The organism is Telluria aromaticivorans, assembly GCF_013003915.1.
GTDB classification, from domain to species: domain Bacteria; phylum Pseudomonadota; class Gammaproteobacteria; order Burkholderiales; family Burkholderiaceae_D; genus Telluria; species Telluria aromaticivorans.
Genome location: NZ_JABAIV010000003.1, coordinates 143720 through 161627, shown reverse-complemented (window position 1 = coordinate 161627; position 17908 = coordinate 143720). Strand labels below are relative to the sequence as shown.

General features: G+C 68.1%; 13 protein-coding genes. 7 read left to right on the top strand and 6 right to left on the bottom strand.

The window, feature by feature from the left end:
• Position 1: 1 nt before the first annotated feature.
• The gene (locus HGB41_RS09915; protein ID WP_171083775.1) at positions 2–595 is read left to right on the top strand and encodes a TOL_0243 family YfiR-like periplasmic protein; all 594 of its coding nucleotides are present in this window, start codon (positions 2–4) and stop codon (positions 593–595) included.
• 5 nt (positions 596–600) lie between these two features.
• Positions 601–3039, top strand: coding sequence for a sensor histidine kinase, YfiR-like protein-associated (locus HGB41_RS09910; RefSeq protein WP_171083773.1), 2439 nt, complete (start codon positions 601–603; stop codon positions 3037–3039).
• Between the two features lie 36 nt (positions 3040–3075).
• Here HGB41_RS09910 and HGB41_RS09905 read toward each other — a convergent pair whose 3' ends face one another.
• Positions 3076–3567, bottom strand: coding sequence for a nuclear transport factor 2 family protein (locus HGB41_RS09905; protein ID WP_171083771.1), 492 nt, complete (start codon positions 3565–3567; stop codon positions 3076–3078).
• Between the two features lie 189 nt (positions 3568–3756).
• On the opposite strand from HGB41_RS09905, the gene HGB41_RS09900 reads away from it, so the two are divergent.
• From HGB41_RS09900 to HGB41_RS09890, 3 genes are all read left to right on the top strand, one after another.
• Positions 3757–5697 carry a PAS domain S-box protein gene (locus HGB41_RS09900; protein ID WP_171083769.1) on the top strand — a complete coding sequence of 647 codons (1941 nt, stop codon included), beginning with the start codon at positions 3757–3759 and terminating at the stop codon, positions 5695–5697.
• 101 nt (positions 5698–5798) lie between these two features.
• The gene (locus tag HGB41_RS09895; RefSeq protein WP_171083768.1) at positions 5799–8222 is read left to right on the top strand and encodes a heavy metal translocating P-type ATPase; all 2424 of its coding nucleotides are present in this window, start codon (positions 5799–5801) and stop codon (positions 8220–8222) included.
• A 302-nt stretch (positions 8223–8524) separates the two neighbouring features.
• Positions 8525–11146, top strand: a complete 2622-nt coding sequence (locus tag HGB41_RS09890) for an ATP-binding protein (protein WP_171083766.1) — start codon at positions 8525–8527, stop codon at positions 11144–11146.
• A 42-nt stretch (positions 11147–11188) separates the two neighbouring features.
• On the opposite strand, the gene HGB41_RS09885 is transcribed toward HGB41_RS09890, so the two are convergent.
• From HGB41_RS09885 to HGB41_RS09865, 5 genes are all read right to left on the bottom strand, one after another.
• Positions 11189–12433, bottom strand: a complete 1245-nt coding sequence (locus HGB41_RS09885; protein WP_229422961.1) for a glycoside hydrolase family protein — start codon at positions 12431–12433, stop codon at positions 11189–11191.
• A 185-nt stretch (positions 12434–12618) separates the two neighbouring features.
• Positions 12619–12975, bottom strand: a complete 357-nt coding sequence (locus HGB41_RS09880) for a translation initiation factor Sui1 (protein WP_171083764.1) — start codon at positions 12973–12975, stop codon at positions 12619–12621.
• Positions 12972–13634 (bottom strand): TolC family protein, encoded by a 663-nt coding sequence (locus HGB41_RS09875; RefSeq protein WP_171083762.1) that lies wholly within the window; start codon positions 13632–13634, stop codon positions 12972–12974. Before HGB41_RS09875 ends, HGB41_RS09880 begins: the two co-directional genes overlap by 4 nt.
• The gene (locus HGB41_RS09870; RefSeq protein ID WP_171083760.1) at positions 13634–13966 is read right to left on the bottom strand and encodes a hypothetical protein; all 333 of its coding nucleotides are present in this window, start codon (positions 13964–13966) and stop codon (positions 13634–13636) included. The genes HGB41_RS09875 and HGB41_RS09870 overlap by 1 nt, the downstream gene beginning before the upstream one ends.
• Positions 13967–14021: 55 nt before the next feature.
• A complete protein-coding gene (locus HGB41_RS09865; protein ID WP_171083758.1) occupies positions 14022–14435 on the bottom strand; it encodes a hypothetical protein in 414 nt (137 codons plus the stop codon).
• A 118-nt stretch (positions 14436–14553) separates the two neighbouring features.
• Here HGB41_RS09865 and HGB41_RS09860 point away from each other — a divergent pair, with 118 nt between their 5' ends.
• On the top strand, positions 14554–14955 hold the full coding sequence (locus HGB41_RS09860) for a hypothetical protein (RefSeq protein ID WP_171083756.1): 402 nt from the start codon (positions 14554–14556) through the stop codon (positions 14953–14955).
• A 147-nt stretch (positions 14956–15102) separates the two neighbouring features.
• Complete coding sequence (locus tag HGB41_RS09855; RefSeq protein ID WP_171083754.1) at positions 15103–17781, top strand: bifunctional acetate--CoA ligase family protein/GNAT family N-acetyltransferase; 2679 nt, start codon at positions 15103–15105, stop codon at positions 17779–17781.
• Positions 17782–17908: the final 127 nt, after the last annotated feature.

Genomic DNA, 17908 nt, shown 5'->3' with positions numbered 1-17908 from the left:
CATGAACCGCCCTGGAGACAAGCTGTTCGCGATGCGCATGGCGAAGCTGCTCGTGCCGCTGCTGGTGCCGGTGTTGTTCGCGCTGGCCTGGCTGGCTGCGGGCGCAGCCCAGGCGCAGTTCGGCGCGCCGACCGAAGAAGCGGTCAAGGCCGCCTATTTGTCGAAGCTGCGCCATTACGTCGAATGGCCGGCGCGCGCGGCGCCGCCCGCCGGGACACTCACCGTGATCGGCATCATCGGCGCCGACGAGGTGGCCGACAACCTGATGAAGCTCTCGAGCGTGCGCGACCCGGCCAAGGCCACGCTGGCCGTGCGCCGCTTGCGCGGAGGCGACTCGCTCGACGGCATCCACATCCTGTACGTCGGCGACGCCTGGTTCGCGCGATCAAGCGCCATGGTGGGGCAGGCGGGCGCGCGCTCGATCCTGGTCGTGAGCGAAACCGAGGGCGCGCTCGCGCGCGGCAGCGTCATCAATTTCCACGTCGCCGACGAGCGTATCCGCTTCGATATCTCGCTGGAGTCGGCCGCAAAAAGCGGCCTGAAAATCAGCTCCCAACTGCTGGCACTGGCGGCGAACGTCGTCCGGGAAAAATAACAACCATGTTCAGCTCGATCCGGCGCTCCATCTCGCGCAAATTCATGGTGGCCGTCATGGCCACCACCTTCACCGCCGTCTTCGTCTCCGGCCTGGCCAACCTGGCCTACGACATCAACGATTTCCGCACCAGCGTGCTGGAAGAACTGGGTTCGCAGGCCGACATCCTGGCCCAGGTGAGCACCGCCGCGCTGGAATTCGAAGACAAGCCGAGCGCCGAAGCCACGCTGGCCCGCCTTGGGGCGCGGCCCAACGTGCACGCGGCGGCGATCTACCGCGCCGACGGAACGCTGTTCGTGTCGTATACCAGCGCCGACCAGCCGCAGGCACTGTCGCCGCCGGGCCGGCCCAGCGCCACCGGCCACATCATCGACGGAAACGACCTGCACATCTTCCGCCCGATCCTGCGCGGGAAGGACAAGGTCGGTACGATTTACCTGCGTTCGGCCTATCCGCTGGACGTGCGCGTCGAACGCGGCCTGAAAATGTTTGGCGCGGCGCTGGCGGTCAGCCTGGCGGTGGCCGCGCTGGCTGCGGGCTGGCTGCAGGCCGCCGTCACCATGCCGGTGAAGGCCATGACCCGGGCGGTACGCGAACTGATCACGCGGCGCGATTTTTCCCAGCGCGTGAGCAAGACCACCGAGGACGAAACCGGCATGCTGGTGGACGCCTTCAATTCGATGCTGGCCGAGATCGGCCAGCATGCCGCGCGGCTTGAGCAGAGCAACGTATCGCTCACCCACGAGATCGCCGAGCGCGCCAAGGTCGAGCAGGCCCTGAACGAGCTGAATGCCTCGCTCGAAGAGCGCATTGCGGCACGTTCGCTGGAACTCGCCAAAGCCAACGAGCAGCTGCACCAGTCGCAGAAGATGGAAGCCATCGGCCAGCTCACCGGCGGGGTCGCGCACGACTTCAATAACGTCCTGCAGGTCATCAACGGCAACCTGCAACTGCTGGGCATGACGCTGCCGGAAGACGCGGCCGCCCAGCGGCGCCTGGAAACAGCCAGGTATGCGACCGAGCGCGGCGCCAAGCTGGCCTCCCAGCTGCTGGCCTTCGCGCGGCGCCAGCCCCTGCAGCCTGCGCCGACCGACCTTGGCCGCGTGCTGCGCGACATGGACGACATGCTGCGCCGCGCCCTGGGCGAAACCGTGGAAGTCGAAACCGCGGTGACCGGCGGCCTGTGGAATACGCTGGTCGACCCGAACCAGCTGGAAAATGTCGTGCTCAACCTGGCCATCAATGCGCGCGACGCAATGAAAGGCCACGGCAAGCTGACGCTCGAACTGGGCAATGCGATGCTGGACGAGCACTACGCCGCCAACGAGCAGGAAGTGGTGGCCGGCCAGTACGTGATGCTGGCGATCTCCGATACCGGCTGCGGCATGCCGCCCGACGTGGTGGCGCGCGCCTTCGAGCCCTTCTTCACGACCAAGCGCGAAGGCGAGGGCACTGGCCTGGGCCTCTCGATGGCCTTCGGCTTCGTCAAGCAAAGCAGTGGCCACATCAAGATCTACAGCGAAGTCGGTTCCGGCACCACCATCAAGATCTACCTGCCACGCTCGCACCAGGCCGAAGAGCAGCAATTCAACATGGCGGTCGGCGAGGTCGTCGGCGGTAGCGAAATCGTGCTGGTGGTCGAGGACGACCTGGCGGTGCAGGCTACCGCGGTCGACATGCTGACGGCGCTGGGCTACCGCGTGCTGCGCGCCGACAACGGCGATGCGGCGGTGGCCGTGCTGGAGGAGCACGCACGCATCGACATGCTGTTTACCGACGTCGTGATGCCGGGCGCGGTGCGCAGTCCCGAACTGGCGCGCATCGCTAAAGATTTGCATCCGGCCATTTCGGTGCTGTTTACCTCGGGCTACACGCGCAATGCGATCGTGCACGGTGGACGGCTCGACCCGGGCGTTGAACTCATCAGCAAGCCTTACCGCGCGGACGACCTGGCCCGCAAGATCAGGCACGTCTTTGCGAATACGCGCCAGGTCGAAGGCCTGCGCCAGGCCAGCGCATCGGTCGCGCAGCCTGCAGCCGATGGCGCCATCGGCGCCATGGGCACCAGAGCGGAGGCGCAGCGCGCCGATGGACTGCGGCTGCTGGTGGTCGAGGACGACCCGGATAACCGCATGCTGCTGCAGGAACTCCTCGGCATGCTCGGGCACCAGGTAAGGGCAGTAGGCAGCGCCGAAGAAGCGGCGGCGGCATTCCAGCCGGGTTGCTTCGACGCGCTGGTGACCGATGTTCATTTGCCCGGCATGTCGGGCCTGGAACTGGCCGGCGCGCTGCGCAGGCTGGAGCCGTCGCTGAACGTGGTGATCGCCTCCGGCTCCGGCGAGGTGGCGGCGCCCGAGGGCGGGCATCCTTACCTGAGCCTGCCGAAGCCCTACCAGATCGACCGGATGGACGCGCTCCTGCGCGGCGCCGTCAGCATGGCCTGATGCCGGCGCCGAACGACGGTCCCGGGCGCGTGAAGCTCAGGGAGCGACCGGCCGGATCTCGGTGCTCTGGTGCAGCGCGTTGCGCCAGCCTTCGGGATGCCGGGTCCAGATGCGTACATAGCGGCCGCGCTTCGGCTGGGCCGCCTGGCGCTCTTCCACGGTGACGCGGTAGGTCCCGGTCACGATGGCGGTGCCACCCTGGTCCACCATATTGATTTCCATATCGTCCACGCCATAGTCGCGCAGGCGGAACTCGTTGCGCGCCAGCGCCTGCAGGAACTCGGTCTTGCTGCGCACCCGGCCGTTGCTCTCGACGTGGTAATAGTCGCCGCTGATCAGGCGCCGCAACACGTCGATGTCGCGCTGCCCGAGCGCCACGGCGCGCAGGCGCTCGGCTTCGCGCACGCCGGCAGTGGCGGAGACGGTGCGCACCGGCTCGTCGGCACCAGCTTCCGCCGCCATGACGGGCACGGGCAGGAAGGCGCAGCATACTGCGGGCAGCAGCAAAAGCCGGGGCAAGATTCGCATGATGGTTCCCTGAAACGGTCTGTTTCTTATTATAGGCACGCGGCAAGGGTTTAATTGTCACGCATATGCTCATTTACGACACATTCTTGGTCTCCGGAACACAGTAATTTTGTGTCGGCAATTGCGCTTCTGTTAAAGTCTAAGCTATGGGCAGTGCATATGCTGCTCCCCTGACCCTGACGGACGCTTATGCCTGCTGCCCCATTGCCACCGGACGAACTTGACCGACTGTCGCTGCTCGACGCGCTCAAACTGCTCGATACGCCCCCCGAACCCGTGTTCGACCGCGTCACAAGGCTGGCCAGCCGCTTGCTGGGCGTGCCGATCGCCCTGTTTTCGCTGGTCGATGCCGACCGCCAGTGGTTCAAGTCGCGGGTTGGCCTGGATGCGCCGGAAACGCCGCGCGAGCATGCCTTCTGCGCCCATGCGATCGGGATGAGCGAGCCGCTGGTGGTGAACGATGCCTCCCTGGACCCGCGCTTCAGCGACAATCCGCTGGTCAAGGATGCGCCGAACGTCCGTTTCTATGCCGGCGTGCCGATCCGCACCACGGCGGGCCTGGCGATCGGTACGCTGTGCGCGATCGATTCGCGGCCGCGTGAACTGAGCCAGGACCAGGCCGAGGTGCTGGACGACCTGGCTGCGATCCTGACCAAGGAAGTGCAGTCCCGCGAACGCATGGCGGTGGCGCGCGACCATCTCGAGCGCTCCAGCGACGTGCTGGGCGCGAGCGAGGCGCGCTTCCGCACCATCTTCGATATCGCCAGCGTCGGCATCGCCCTGGTGGCGCCCGATGGCGGCTGGATCAGCGTCAACAAGGCCTTGTGCGACATCGTCGGCTACACCGAAGAAGAACTGTGGGGTCTGACCTTCCAGCAGATCACCCATCCGGACGACATCAGCCGCGACGTCGACCAGCTCCAGGCGCTGGCGCGCGGCGACATCGCCCAGCACCAGATGGAGAAGCGCTATATCCGCAAGGACGGCAGCACGGTCTGGATCAACCTGAACGTCTCGCCCAAGCGCAATGCGCAGGGCCGGGTCGAGTACAACGTCGCGGTCATCAAGGACATCGACGCACAAAAACGTGCGCAGCAGGATATCGGCGCGCTCAATACCGATCTCGAACGCCGGGTGGCCGAACGCACCGCCGAGCTGCAGGAAGCCAACCGCCTGCTGCTCGATGCCGCCGAACGCCAGCGCGTCGCGGAGCAGGAACTGCGCGCGCGTGAGGCCGAGATCAGGAGCGTGGTCGAGAACGCGAACGATGCCTACATCGGCCTGGACGAAGCGGGTATCGTCACCGCCTGGAACCGCCAGGCCGAGGAAACCTTCGGCTGGTCGCGCGCCGAGGCGCTGGGCCGGGCGCTGGAAGAGCTGATCATCCCGCCGGAATTCCACGAGCGCCACCGCAACGGCATGCAGCGCTACCTCTCCACCCGCACCGCCACCGTGGTCGACCAGCGCCTGGAACTGCCGGCCGTGCGGCGCGACGGCAGCACCCTGACCGTGGAGGTACGTATACGCGCCCTCGAGGTCAACGGCCGCATCATGTTCAGCGCCTTCCTGCACGACATCACCGAGCGCAAGCAGGAACAGGCCAAGCGCGAATACGAAAGCCGCCACGACATGCTCACCGGCCTGCTGAACCGGCGCGCGCTGATGGAGTCGGTGCCGCTGGCGCAAGCGCGTGCGGGCCGCAGCGGCAAGACGGTCGGCATGCTGTTCATCGACCTGGACGGCTTCAAGGCCGTCAACGATTCGCAGGGCCACGAGGCCGGCGACATCCTGCTTGGCGTGATCGCCGAACGGCTGCGCCAGGGCGTGCGCAAGACCGACAGCGTATTCCGCCTGTCGGGCGACGAATTCACGGTGCTGCTGGAGGATATGGCCGACACCTTCGACGATGCCCACACCGTGGCCGAGAAGCTCATCTCCAGCATCTCCGAACCGGTGGAGCTGCCGGGCCGCGCGGTGCGGGTGCGCGCCAGCATTGGCATCGCCCTCGATGTGGCTGGCGCCGGCGCCGTGCGCCACCCCGACGAGCTGCTCAAGGAAGCCGACGGGTTCATGTACCGGGCCAAGAAGGCCGGCCGCGGCCGGGTGTGCTCGGCCAAGTATCCTTGCTGATTGTCCCTGCTGAGCGGCGCACCCTGGCGGCTCGACAAAGGGCCGCTTGACCTTCCCACCGTGGGAAGGGATATGCGTCGGGTATGGAACGAGAAGCTCACATGAACACCATTTCCAGCAGGGGCGGCGACGCGGTCCTGCGCATCGGCGGCATGACCTGCGCATCCTGCGTGGGGCGGGTGGAGAAAGCCTTGCTGGCCGTACCCGGCGTGGTCGACGCGGCCGTGAACCTGGCGCTTGACACCGCCACCGTACGCGGCAACGCGACACCCGCGGCCCTGGTCGCGGCAGTGCGCCAGGCCGGCTATGACGCCTCCGACGCCTCAGTTCCAGCTGCGCTTCGCGCCGCCGACCGCCTGCCGCCCTGGTGGCCGGTAGCCGCCGCGGGACTCCTGAGCGTGCCCCTGGGCGCGCCGATGATCGCGCAACTCTTCGGGTTGCATTGGATGCTGCCGGGATGGCTGCAGCTGGTCCTGGCCACCCCGGTGCAGTTCTGGCTCGGCGCGCGCTTCTACCGCGCCGGCTGGAAGGCGCTGCGCGCGGGCAGCGGCAACATGGACCTGCTGGTGGCCCTCGGCACCAGCGCCGCCTACGGCCTGTCGCTCTACCTGCTCCTGCGGCACGGCCGGCACGGGACGCCCCACCTGTATTTCGAATCCTCGGCCATCATCATCACCCTGGTCCTGCTGGGCAAATGGCTGGAGGGCCGCGCCAAGCACGGGGCGGTGGCGGCGATCCGGGCGCTGGAAGCGCTGCGGCCCAGTGAAGCACTGGTGCGGCGCGACGGCGTGGACATGAGCATCGCGCTCGAGGCACTGCGCGAGGGCGACCTGATGGTGGTGCGGCCCGGCCAGCGCGTGCCAGCCGACGGCATCGTCGAAGCAGGGCGCAGCCACCTCGATGAATCCCTGCTCACCGGCGAAAGCATGCCGGTGGCGAAGGGCGTGGGCGAGCACGTCACGGGCGGTGCGGTCAACGCGGACGGGCTGCTGCTGGTGCGGGCGACGGCGGTGGGCAGCGCGACCATGCTGGCGCAGATCATCCGGCTGGTGGAACAGGCACAGGCGGTCAAGGCGCCGATCCAGCGCCTGGTCGACCGCGTCAGCGCGGTGTTCGTGCCGGCCGTGCTGCTGGCGGCATTCGCGACGCTGCTGGGCTGGGGCCTGTGGACCGGCGACTGGCAGGCGGCGCTGCTCAATGCAGTCGCAGTGCTGGTGATCGCCTGTCCCTGCGCGCTCGGCCTGGCCACGCCCACTTCGATCATGGTCGGCACCGGTGTGGCGGCGCGCCTCGGCATCCTGGTCAAGGACGCCGAGGCGCTCGAGACCGCGCATGCGCTGGACGTGGTGGTGTTCGACAAGACCGGCACCCTGACCGAGGGCCGGCCGCGCGTTGTGGCGGTCGAGGGCGGCGATCCGGATCGCGTGCTGGCGCTGGCCTGCGCCGTGCAGCAATACAGCGCCCACCCGCTGGCAGCGGCGGTCGTGCGGGCCGCACAGGAGCGCGGCATGGCCTTGCTGCCGGCGACCGCAGCTGGTGCTCTGCCGGGACGCGGCGCGCACGCCGATGTCGGCGGCGCCACGGTCCATCTCGGGAACGCGCGCCTGATGGCGGAACTGGGCGCCGGTACCGGCTCCTTGCAGGCCGCTGCGCAGGCGCACGAAGACCTGGGGCGCACCGTGTCCTGGCTGGCCGTGGGCGCCAGGGGTGAGGCCCGCGCCGTGGGCCTGCTGGCCTTCGGTGACGCGGTCAAGCCGGGCGCCGCGGCCGCGGTGGCGCGCCTGCAGGCGATGGGCATCGAGTCGGTCATGCTCACCGGCGACAACGAAGGCGCGGCGCGCGCGGTCGCAGGCCAGGTCGGGATCGCGCGCTACCACGCCGGCGTCCTGCCCGCCGACAAGGCGCGGCTGGTGGGAGAATTCAAGCAGGGCGGGCGCAAGGTGGCGATGGTCGGCGACGGTATCAACGACGCGCCGGCGCTGGCCGCTGCCGATGTCGGCATCGCCATGGCCGGCCTCGACGCCGCCATGCACGCGGCCGGCATCACGCTGATGCGCGGCGACCCTGGCCTGGTGGCCGATGCGGTCGCGGTGTCGCAGCGGACCTATGCCAAGATACGCCAGAACCTGGGCTGGGCCTTCGTCTACAACCTGGTCGGCATCCCGCTTGCTGCTTTCGGGCGGCTCGACCCGGTGCTGGCCGGCGCTGCGATGGCGCTAAGTTCGGTGAGCGTGGTCGCGAATGCGCTGCTGCTGCGCCGCTGGCGCCCGGCGCCAGGCCTTTCAACCAGTTGGGCCGAAGCGCCCGCAATACCAGGAGGAAGCACGATGATTGAACTGACGGTGGACGGCATGAGCTGCGGGCATTGCGTGGGGCGGGTCACCCAGGCGGTGCAGGGTATCGACGCGGCGGCGAAGGTCAACGTCGACTTGCCTTCGAAGCGGGTGACGATCGACAGTGGCGCGGCGACCGGGCTGCTGGTTGCCGCCATCGGCGCGGCCGGTTATCCGGCGAAGGTCGCGTAGGCATCCGATACAGCAGGCGCACTACGCTGACAAGAAAAAGAGTCGCTGTGTCGCCTTTTTATCGTGCCAAGAAAATAACTGTCCCCAAAATGTATTTATGAGCTATATTTTTGATGGAGATTCAATAACTGCACGATATCGATGCAGAGTCATAAAGAGAAGCGGGGCACGACCTCCTCAGTAGCATTCCATCGGGATGATCCATGCGATACGGTGTTCTGGCAGAACCAGCTGATCTCGCGAAACACCCCCCCACACGGCGACAGCTTCGTACTGTCCTTGGCGTCCTCGTTTTCCTGTCGATGATCTTCGCGCTACTGGCGCCGGTTGCCGGCATGACGATGCCCGCGGCCCCGGCATTCCTTCCGGTGTACCAGGCTATCCTCATTGGCAGCAACCTGTTGACCGGCGTCCTCCTGCTCGGCCACGTACATACCAGCCGCTCCTGGTCGCTCGGCATCCTCACCCTGGGCTACCTGTTCACCGCGCTGATCGCCCTGGCGCACATGCTGACCTACCCGGGCCTGTTCTCGGCCCACGGCGTGCTGGGCGGGAGCAGCCAGACGACTCCCTGGCTGTTCCTGCTGTGGCATGCGCTGTTCCCCATCTTCGTCCTCGCCTACACCCGTAGCTACCGGCGTCCGCTGCCGCCGCATTTCATGCGGTTCGGGACGCTGCTGACCGGCCTGTTCGTGGTGCTGCTGGTGCTGGCCTGCACTGCCGGCGTGCGCTACCTGCCGGACGTGGTCGCGGACCACAGCTTCCTGGGCGCCTATCGCTGGATCAGCCTGGGGGTGCTGGCGCTGCCGCTGCTGGCCTTGTGGAAGCTGGGCTCCAAGCGTCCGCGCGCCGTGCTGGACGTCTGGCTGATCGTCGCGATGACCGCATGGGTGTTCGAAATACTGCTGTCCTGCCTGTTCAACAGCGGGAGTTATGATCTCGGCTACTACACCGGCCGCTTGTACGGCCTCGCTGCCTCGCTGTTCGTGCTCGGCGCCGTCGCCATCGACAACATCGCGCTCCATGCGCGCCTGCGCGACACCTTCGAAGAGATGATCGAGACGCGCTCGCGCGCCCAGTGGCAAAGCCTGCTCGGCTCCGTGCTGCAGCAACTGCCGGACGGGGTCCTGATCGTCGACAGCGAAGGCCATTGCGTAATGGCGAACGACCAGGCCGAACGCATGGCGGCGCGCTTTGCCCATACCGGGAAGGGCAGCAAGCCCGGCCCCGAGGCCATGCTGTCGCTGATCGGCGAGCCGGTGCGGCGCGCGATTGCAGGCCTGCCGTTCCGCGATGCGATGCTCGAAAGCGTGGCAGGCGACGGACGCCGCATGTTCACGGTCAGCGGTGCGCCCCTGCGCGACGGCGCGGCCGACCTGGCGGCGGCCGTCATCGTCCTCGACGACATCACCGAGCGCACCGCGGCCAGCGTGGCGCTGGCGAGCGCACTCGACCAGGCCAGGTACCTGATCGAAAACACGCCGCTGGCCGTGATCGAGTGGGACCGCAACTTCGTGATCCGCCTGTGGAACCGGCGCGCCGAAGAACTGTTCGGCTGGACCGCGCAGGAAGCGATCGGCCAGCGCATCGACGGCCTGCCGGTGATCCACGAAGACGACGCCGGCAAGGTGGCGATGACGATGGGACGCCTGATCGATTCGGCCACCAAATACGTCAAGTCGTGCAACCGCAACCGCACCCGCGACGGGCGCACCCTGCGCTGCGAATGGTACAACTCGGTGCTGTACGACGAGCAGGGCGATATCGACAAGGTGTTCTCGCTGGTGCTGGACGTGAGCGAACGCGAGGAAGCGATGGACGGCCTGACCGAAGCCGACCGCCGCAAGGACATCTACATCGCCACGCTGGCGCACGAGTTGCGCAACCCGCTGGCGCCGATCGCCAACGCCGCCTCGCTCCTGCGCAGCAAGCACCTGGCCCCGGACCGCATCGAATGGATCGCCGCCATGATAGGCCGCCAGACCGCCCAGATGTCGCGCCTGCTCGACGACCTGCTCGACGTATCGCGCATCAGCCGCGGCAAGATCGACCTGCGCCGCGCGCCGCTCGAGCTCGGGCGCCTGCTGCGCGACACCCTGCAGACCAGCATGCCCCTGATCGAAGCCGGCCGCCACCAGGTGGCGCTCAAGCTGTGCGACGAGCCGCTGTGGGTCGAGGCCGACGCGCTGCGCATGACCCAGGTGCTGGCCAACCTGATCAACAACGCCGCCAAGTACACGCCGCCCGCCGGCCAGATCGAACTCACCCTCAAACAGGAGGGCGGGGAAGCGCTGGTGCGCGTGCGCGACAACGGCATCGGCATCGAGCCAAGCATGCTGGCCCGCGTGTTCGACGCCTTCGTGCAGGTGAGCAGTGCCAGCCACCTGGCCCAGGGCGGGCTGGGGATCGGGCTGTCGCTGGCCAAGGGCCTGGTCGAACTGCACGGCGGCCGCATCGATGCGCACAGCGCCGGTCCCGGCCACGGATCGAGCTTCACGGTGCGCCTGCCGACGATCCGCCCGCCCGAGGGAATTGGCGCGGTCGAAGCCGGAAGCGGCGGCGTGCCCGGCCTGTCCAAGACCATCCTGATCGCGGACGACAATGTCGACGCCGCCGATTCGCTGGCCTGGCTGCTGCGCTCGGAGGGCGCGACCGTCGACGTCGTGCACGACGGCGCCGCCGCCTTGCGGATGTATAACGAGCGGCCGGCCGATATCGCGGTGCTCGACCTGGGGATGCCGGAGATGGACGGGCTCGAAGTGGCGGCTGCGCTGTCGCACCGCTCGCCGCGCCCCTACATGGTCGCGGTGACCGGGCGCGGTCGCAAGGAAGACCGCGCCGCCTCGCTGGCGGCGGGCTTCGACGAGCATTTCACCAAGCCGGTGGCGCCGCAGGAGCTGATCGACCTGCTGCGCAGGCTGTGATGCAGCGGGGATGATGCGGATTGGCGCCTGGCGCGGAAGCCCTCAGGACCAGTCCTTGTCCGGCTGGTGGTCGAGCCGGTGCGCCGCGTCGATCACGTCCTGCAGTTCCACCGGGTCGCTGAAGGGGTCTTCATCCAGCCGGGTAACCCGGTTCAGCTCCTTTTGCCAGCGACGCAATTCATCGACATAGCCCTGGTGAGGAACCCGCTTCAGGTCCCCGTCCTCCGCAAACACGTCGCAGATGCCGTTGTTCACCCACTCGCCGGTATGCCAGTCGGGCATGTCGACCGCCGGGAACAGGCAAATCCCCTGCAGGTCGATGCCCCGGCGCACCGCGGCCAGCGATTCCTCCATCACGTCCCTGAGCCAGCTGGCGCGCCCATGCCCAAGGCCGCTGGTCTCGCCAATGACGATCGGCCGCCGGTAGCGTTTCCAGACCAGCTCCAGCATGTCGCACAGCGGCGCAATGCGGTCGTCGCCGGGCTTGAGAGGCGCGTGCGGACCCGACTCGCGGTATTCCATCTGACCGAAGGAATAGGCGTTGGCGCCGACGATATCGAGGATCTCGGGCGAGCCGCCGAATTCGGGATGCTCGCGCCCGCACAGGATGTCCCAGGCCAGGAAGGTGTCGACATGGGTCTCGTGGCGCGCGGCCTCGATTTGGTCCGGGCGGTCGCGCGGCGCCACCACCCACACCAGCGGATCGACGTGCACCATGCGCGCTTCCGGATCGACTTCCCGGATCGCCTTGACGCCGGCGATCGCCGCTCGCGATAGCGCCAGCAGCAGGCGCGTGCGGTCTTCCCGGCTGCACTGGTAGGGTGCGGCCCAGCCCCATTCGCCGCCGCAGAAGGAAAAGAAGGTGATCTCGTTGATCGGCGTGAAGAAGTGCGGGCCGCGCACCTTCGGCACCACGTACTCGGCGCAAGCGCGGCAATAGGCAGCGAAACGGCTGACAAAAGCGTCTGAAAACGGGTCGAGGTCGTCCGGATAGCCATAGTGGCAGAGGTCCCAGATCGGCAGGACCTTCGATGCGTTCATGGCCTGGATAAACGGATCGACGCACGAGAAGTCGTACGCGCCACCCTTGTCCACGGTGGGCCACGGAATGCCTTCCCGCGCCACCGCGATGCCCAGTTCGCTCAGGACGCGGTAATCCTCGGCCGCATGGCGGTCATGCCCGGTTTCCGCCACCAGGTTGCGCCGCACGCCGTTGTTCCACAAGAAATTCGAGCATTCGAAGCCGGACAGGAAGAAGGTCGGGAAGATGCCTGGATGACGGGCCATGCGATGCTCCTTTGCGGGTTGACGTGCGCGGCAAGGAAAGCGGGCCGGGGCCGGCCGCGTAACAGCAGCTTACTCTGGCACCCGAGGAGAGCGGCGCCGGGCATGGCGGATGTGCAAGGGCGCTAAGCCGCCCCGACCTTCATGGGGAAGGTGGCGGGTTCGTTGCAATGCACCGTCTCGTCGCTTCAGCCGCCGGCACGTTTCGGATGATGTCCCAGCTTCTCGAGCGCCGCCATCACCAGGTCGCAATGGTCGCCCTGCACCTCGATCACGCCATCCTTGACCGTGCCGCCCGAACCGCAAGCCGTGCGCAGCTGCTTGCCCAGCAGGGCCAGTGCGGCCGCATCGAGCGCCAGCCCCTTGACCAGCGTGACGCTCTTGCCGCCCCGGCCCTTGGTCTGGCGCGATACCCGCACCACGCCATCGCCTGCCGAAACGGCCCTGGCCTTGCACGCACACTGCGCAAGGGGCTGCCGGCAGTCCGGGCACATACGCCCGCTCTCGGTGGAATACACCAGGCCGCTGTTCGATCCGTTCTTCATGCTTTACCCAGGTGATCAAGAAAAGGGGGCGCGCTCAATGCCCGTGTCCGCGCGCTGGCATTGCCTGCCTTGACCATGCGGCCCATCAGTTCGGCCGCGGCCTCGGCCGAGGCATTGACCTGGCGTGCATAGGCCAAGGCCTGCTGCGCCGCCACGGCCTCGACCCAGGCCTTGCGGGTGTCGATCGCATGGCGCTCGATGGCGCCGGCAACCGTCAGCCTGGCCGACTCGAAGCGGCGGCTCTCCATGCGCTGGCGCAGCGGCATGGTGAGCAGGCCCGCCAGGTCGAGCGTAATCGAGCGCTCGATCTCGACTTCGCCACCGCCCGACAGGCGCGAGAAGCCGATCGAAGGGTTGCGCAGGCGCGCCGCCTGGGCCAGGTCGGCCTGGGCGACGCCGACTTCCCAATAGGTGGCCTGCAGTCCGGAATGGTTGAGCACGCCGATCTGCACCGCCGTGTCCATCGACACCGGGTCCTTGAGCAGCGCGTCGATTTCCTGGGCAAGTAGCTCGCCGTCGGCGCCGGTCAGGCGCGGCGTGGCGCCGGTGCGCTGCTGCACCAGGCCGGCGACGGCGGCGGCAGCGTCATCGGGGCTGGTCGTTGCGCAGCCGGACAGCAGGAATGCAAGGCAGGCCAGCGAGAGCGTGGATCCGCGCATCAGTGGTGTCCTTTCTTGTCGTGGCCGGCGTGCGCGCCAGGGTCATGGGCCGGCTTTGCCGCAGGCTGGGGAGGCTCGGATGGCCGTGGCGCCGGGCGTTCCGGCATCGTCAGCATCATGGAGTTGTAGCCGGCTACCGTGCGGTTGGCCTCGATCCAGTGGCGGTCGGGCGTGGCGGCCCGCGGTTCGGGACGCTTGTACGCGCCAGGGGAGCGGTAGCGTGTCTCCGGCACGACGGCCGCCGCATCGTCGGGGCGGGCAGGAGCGGCAGCGGCGTGAAAACTGGCGAGCGCCAACGCGGCGGCGCAGGCGGTAAGTAAGGGGTGGAACATGCAATCCTCGTTCGGTCGAATACGGAGCGGCCGCATGCAATGGCGGCCGGGCGGATCAGGCGAGGAGGGTGCGGGGAGGCCGTTCCGGCAGCTCGGGATCGATCGCTGCGACCCGGGCGGGTGCGGCGCAGGGGCAGCAACTGCATGGACAGCAATCCGGGGACGGACCCGATGAAGCAGGCGCCATGGCGGCGCCGACCGAGCATGCGGAGCAGTTGCCGCATTTCTCCTGGTGGGGCTGTGCGTCGCCGCCGCCCGCGTCGTGCTGGCTGCCGGCCTGCGCCGCCTGCTGGTGGCAGGGCGGCTTGGCTGCGTGCCCGTCGTGGCCTTCGTGCTTCGGAATCGTCGATGGGGTCGCGGCGCCCGGCGCCATCCCGTGCGCGCAGGCCGTCGCCGCCGCAGCGAATCCCTGGAAGGGAATGGCGAGCAGGACGAACCAGACGAGGAGGGTACGGGCGAGCGTCTTCACCGGGCCATTCTAGCATGGGTTTTTACAACACTCCCGGCCCCATAAATTGCCAGCGAAGAAACGTACTGTTAGTATGTTTTATGGGATGTCGACAAGAACAAAAACCAGGAGCGAAGCGATGGAGATGCTCTCCCGCCTGTTCGGGCCACGCCGCAGGAAGAACCAGGATGAGATCGCCGGCCGCGCCGCGCACATCGTCGTGCAAGTGCTGTTCGACGTAGGCGCCGACCGCTTCCTCAACGGCAGCATCCGGCTCGACCGCCAGTTCCGCCTGCGCTTCTACGCCGTGCCGCCGCACGCCACGACTGACACCCTTGCCACGCTGCCCCTGGTCGAACTGGACGAGGCGCGCGTATTCCGCGCCCATGTCCAGGGTGCCCGGCTCGATACCGCCACCGTGGGCCGCCACGCGCCTTTCCTGGTCGACGGCCTGATGCGCGAATTGCGCGCCCGTTCGCCCGCCTTGTGCGCACTGCCTGCGGCGCGCAGCCGCAAGCCTGTCGCGGCCTGGGACGGCTGAACGGTCCGGTGCGCGCCGCCTTGCGAAGCGGCGCTATGCTCTCCTCATCAGGCCTGTCCGGGCCTGCTCACGAGGAAACATCGCGACCATGCCCGCCGCCCGATCGCCTGCCAGACTTGCGGCCAAGCGCCCAGCCGGGAGCCCGGCATGAGCGTGCGCAACCTCGGGCACCTGTTCGCACCCGGTTCGGTGGCGCTGGTTGGCGCGTCCGCGCGCCCCGGCAGCCTGGGCGCGACCCTGCTGCATAACCTGCTGGCGGGCGGCTTCAAAGGCGAGATATGGCCGGTCAATCCCAAATACCAGGAGCTCGACGGGCGGCACTGCTACGCCAGTGTGGCCGAGCTGCCGCGGGCGCCTGCGCTGGCGGTGATCTGCACGCCGGCGGCGACCATCCCCGCCATCGTGCGCCAGCTCGGCGAGCGCGGCACCAGGGCGGCCGTGGTGCTGACCTCGAACCTGCAGGGAGCGCGCGACGCCAAGGGACGCAGCCTGCGCCAGGCGATGCTCGACGCCGCCCATCCTTATTTGCTGCGCCTGCTGGGACCGAACAGCGCCGGGCTGCTGGCGCCCGGCCTGGGACTGAACGCGAGCGTGGCGCACAGCGGCGCGCTGCCGGGACGCATCGCCTTCGTGTCGCAGTCGGGCGCGCTGATGGCCGGGGTGCTGGACTGGGCGCGCACGCGCGGCATCGGTTTTTCGCATTTCATCGCGCTGGGCGACGCGTTTGATGTCGATCTGGGCGACGTGCTCGATTACCTCGCCAGCGACGGGTCTACCTCCGCCATCTTGCTCTACGTGCAGGACCTGCGCTATGCGCGCAAGTTCATGTCGGCGGCGCGCGCAGCCGCGCGCAGCAAGCCGGTGCTGGTGCTCAAGGCCGGCCGCGAAGACGACTCCTTGCCCGCAGCCGCCAGCGAAAGCGGGGCGCTGGCCCATCCCGACGACGTGTTCGACGCCGCGATCCGGCGCGCAGGCATGCTGCGGGTGTACACCACCGACCAGCTGTTCTCGGCCGCCGAAACCCTGGCCTATGCGCGCCCGCTGCATGGCGAGCGCCTCGCCATCGTCAGCAATGGCGCCGGGCCCGGCGTGCTGGCGCGCGACGCATTGGCCTACGGCGGCGGCGTGGAAGCGCAGTTCTCGGAAGCGTCAAGCGCACGGCTCGATACCTTGCTGGCCCCCGGCTGGCGGCGCGGGAACGTGGTCAACCTGCAGGGCGGGGCGCTACCCGAGGTTTACCGCGAAGCCATGGACATCCTGTTGCAGGACCCGCAGGTCGATGCGGTGCTGGTGATCCAGTCTCCCACCGCCACGGTGGCCAGCCGCGACGTCGCCAACGCCATTGCGCCGCTGGTGCGCACGGCCTCGAAGACAATCCTGTCCTGCTGGCTGGGCGGGGCTTCGGTCCTTGATGCCCGTGCCATCGCATCAAGCGCGCGGCTGCCGGCCTACCGCACGCCGGAAGACGCGGTGGCCGGCTTCATGCAGCTGGTGCACTACCGGCGCAACCAGAACCTGCTGATGGAGGTGCCGCCCTCGATGGCCGGCACGGTGGCGCCCGACCGCGCCGCCGCGCGCGCGCTGGTGCGTGAAGCCATCGGCAATGGCCGCTACCTGCTGTCCGATCCCGAGACCAAGGCCATCCTGCGCACCTACGGCATGGCGGTGGTCGAGACCCGCGCCGCGCGGGATGTCGAAGCGGCGGTGCATGCGGCGCAGAATATCGGCTATCCGGTGGCGGTCAAGATCCTGACGCCGGACGTGATGCACAAGTCCGATTTCGGCGGCGTGGCGCTCGACCTCGACACGGAGGAAGCCGTGCGTGCGGCGGCGGCGCGCATGCGGCGCCGGCTCGGGGAGCTGTTCCCGGAGGCCCGCTTCGAGGGCTTCGCGGTGCAGGCCATGGTCAGGCGCAGCAATGCGCACGAGCTGATCGCAGGTGCGGCCACTGACCCGGTATTCGGGCCGGTGATCGTGTTCGGGCAGGGCGGGGTGACGGTGGAGGTGGCCGACGACCATTCGGTCGGCCTGCCGCCGCTGAACCTGGTGCTGGCGCGCGACCTGGTCGACCGCACCCGCGTGGCGCGCCTGCTGGCGGGCTACCGCAGCCGGCCGGCGGTGAACATGGACGCGGTGCTGGCGGCGCTGGTGCAGGTCTCGCGCATGGTGTCGGACATTCCCGAAATCGTGGAGCTGGACCTGAACCCGCTGCTGGCCGACGCCAAGGGCGCGGTCGTGCTCGACGCCCGCATGCGGCTGGCGCTGGCCGACCGCTCGGGCAGCACCCTGGACCGGCTGGCGATCCGGCCCTATCCGCGCGAGCTGGAAGAGACGGTCGACTGGAACGGCGGTCCGCTGCTGCTGCGGCCGATCCGTCCCGAGGACGGGCCGGCGCACCTGGCCTTTTTCGATGCACTGACGCCGGACGACGTGCGCTACCGGATGTTCGTGCGCATCCGCGAGCTTCAGCCCTCGCAGCTGGCGCGGTTTACGCAGATCGATTACGACCGCGAGATGGCGTTTATCGCGACGCGCAAGAATGCCGATGGCGTGCCCGAGACGCTGGCGGTGGGCAGGGTGGTGGCGGATCCGGACAACATCACGGCGGAGTTCGCGGTGACGGTGCGCTCGGATCTGAAAGGCATGGGGCTGGGGAAGATGATGATGGAGAAGCTGATTGCCTATTGCCGTTCGCGCGGGACCAGGGAGATCGTGGGCGAGGCCCTGCCGCAGAATTCGCGCATTACGGGAATGGTGAAGAAGCTGGGGTTTACGGTGACGTCGACCGGGCTTGAGGGCATGCGCGAGATGCGCTTGATTTTGTAGGGTGGGCGGGTTCTCCCGCCCGCGCGTTCAACGCACGGGTGCGTGCCACGGAGCGGGCCGGGATACGTGATTTGAACCAACGCACGGGTGCGTGCCACGGAGCGGGCCGGGATACGTGATTTGAGCG

What these genes read in the sequence shown, in the direction of transcription:
- HGB41_RS09915 (WP_171083775.1), top strand. Translation starts at nt 2, where the DNA reads ATGAACCGCCCTGGAGACAAGCTGTTCGCGATGCGCATGGCGAAGCTG.
- HGB41_RS09910 (WP_171083773.1), top strand. Translation starts at nt 601, where the DNA reads ATGTTCAGCTCGATCCGGCGCTCCATCTCGCGCAAATTCATGGTGGCC.
- HGB41_RS09905 (WP_171083771.1), bottom strand. Translation starts at nt 3,567, where the DNA reads ATGCGAATCTTGCCCCGGCTTTTGCTGCTGCCCGCAGTATGCTGCGCC.
- HGB41_RS09900 (WP_171083769.1), top strand. Translation starts at nt 3,757, where the DNA reads ATGCCTGCTGCCCCATTGCCACCGGACGAACTTGACCGACTGTCGCTG.
- HGB41_RS09895 (WP_171083768.1), top strand. Translation starts at nt 5,799, where the DNA reads ATGAACACCATTTCCAGCAGGGGCGGCGACGCGGTCCTGCGCATCGGC.
- HGB41_RS09890 (WP_171083766.1), top strand. Translation starts at nt 8,525, where the DNA reads ATGATCTTCGCGCTACTGGCGCCGGTTGCCGGCATGACGATGCCCGCG.
- HGB41_RS09885 (WP_229422961.1), bottom strand. Translation starts at nt 12,433, where the DNA reads ATGGCCCGTCATCCAGGCATCTTCCCGACCTTCTTCCTGTCCGGCTTC.
- HGB41_RS09880 (WP_171083764.1), bottom strand. Translation starts at nt 12,975, where the DNA reads ATGAAGAACGGATCGAACAGCGGCCTGGTGTATTCCACCGAGAGCGGG.
- HGB41_RS09875 (WP_171083762.1), bottom strand. Translation starts at nt 13,634, where the DNA reads ATGCGCGGATCCACGCTCTCGCTGGCCTGCCTTGCATTCCTGCTGTCC.
- HGB41_RS09870 (WP_171083760.1), bottom strand. Translation starts at nt 13,966, where the DNA reads ATGTTCCACCCCTTACTTACCGCCTGCGCCGCCGCGTTGGCGCTCGCC.
- HGB41_RS09860 (WP_171083756.1), top strand. Translation starts at nt 14,554, where the DNA reads ATGGAGATGCTCTCCCGCCTGTTCGGGCCACGCCGCAGGAAGAACCAG.
- HGB41_RS09855 (WP_171083754.1), top strand. Translation starts at nt 15,103, where the DNA reads ATGAGCGTGCGCAACCTCGGGCACCTGTTCGCACCCGGTTCGGTGGCG.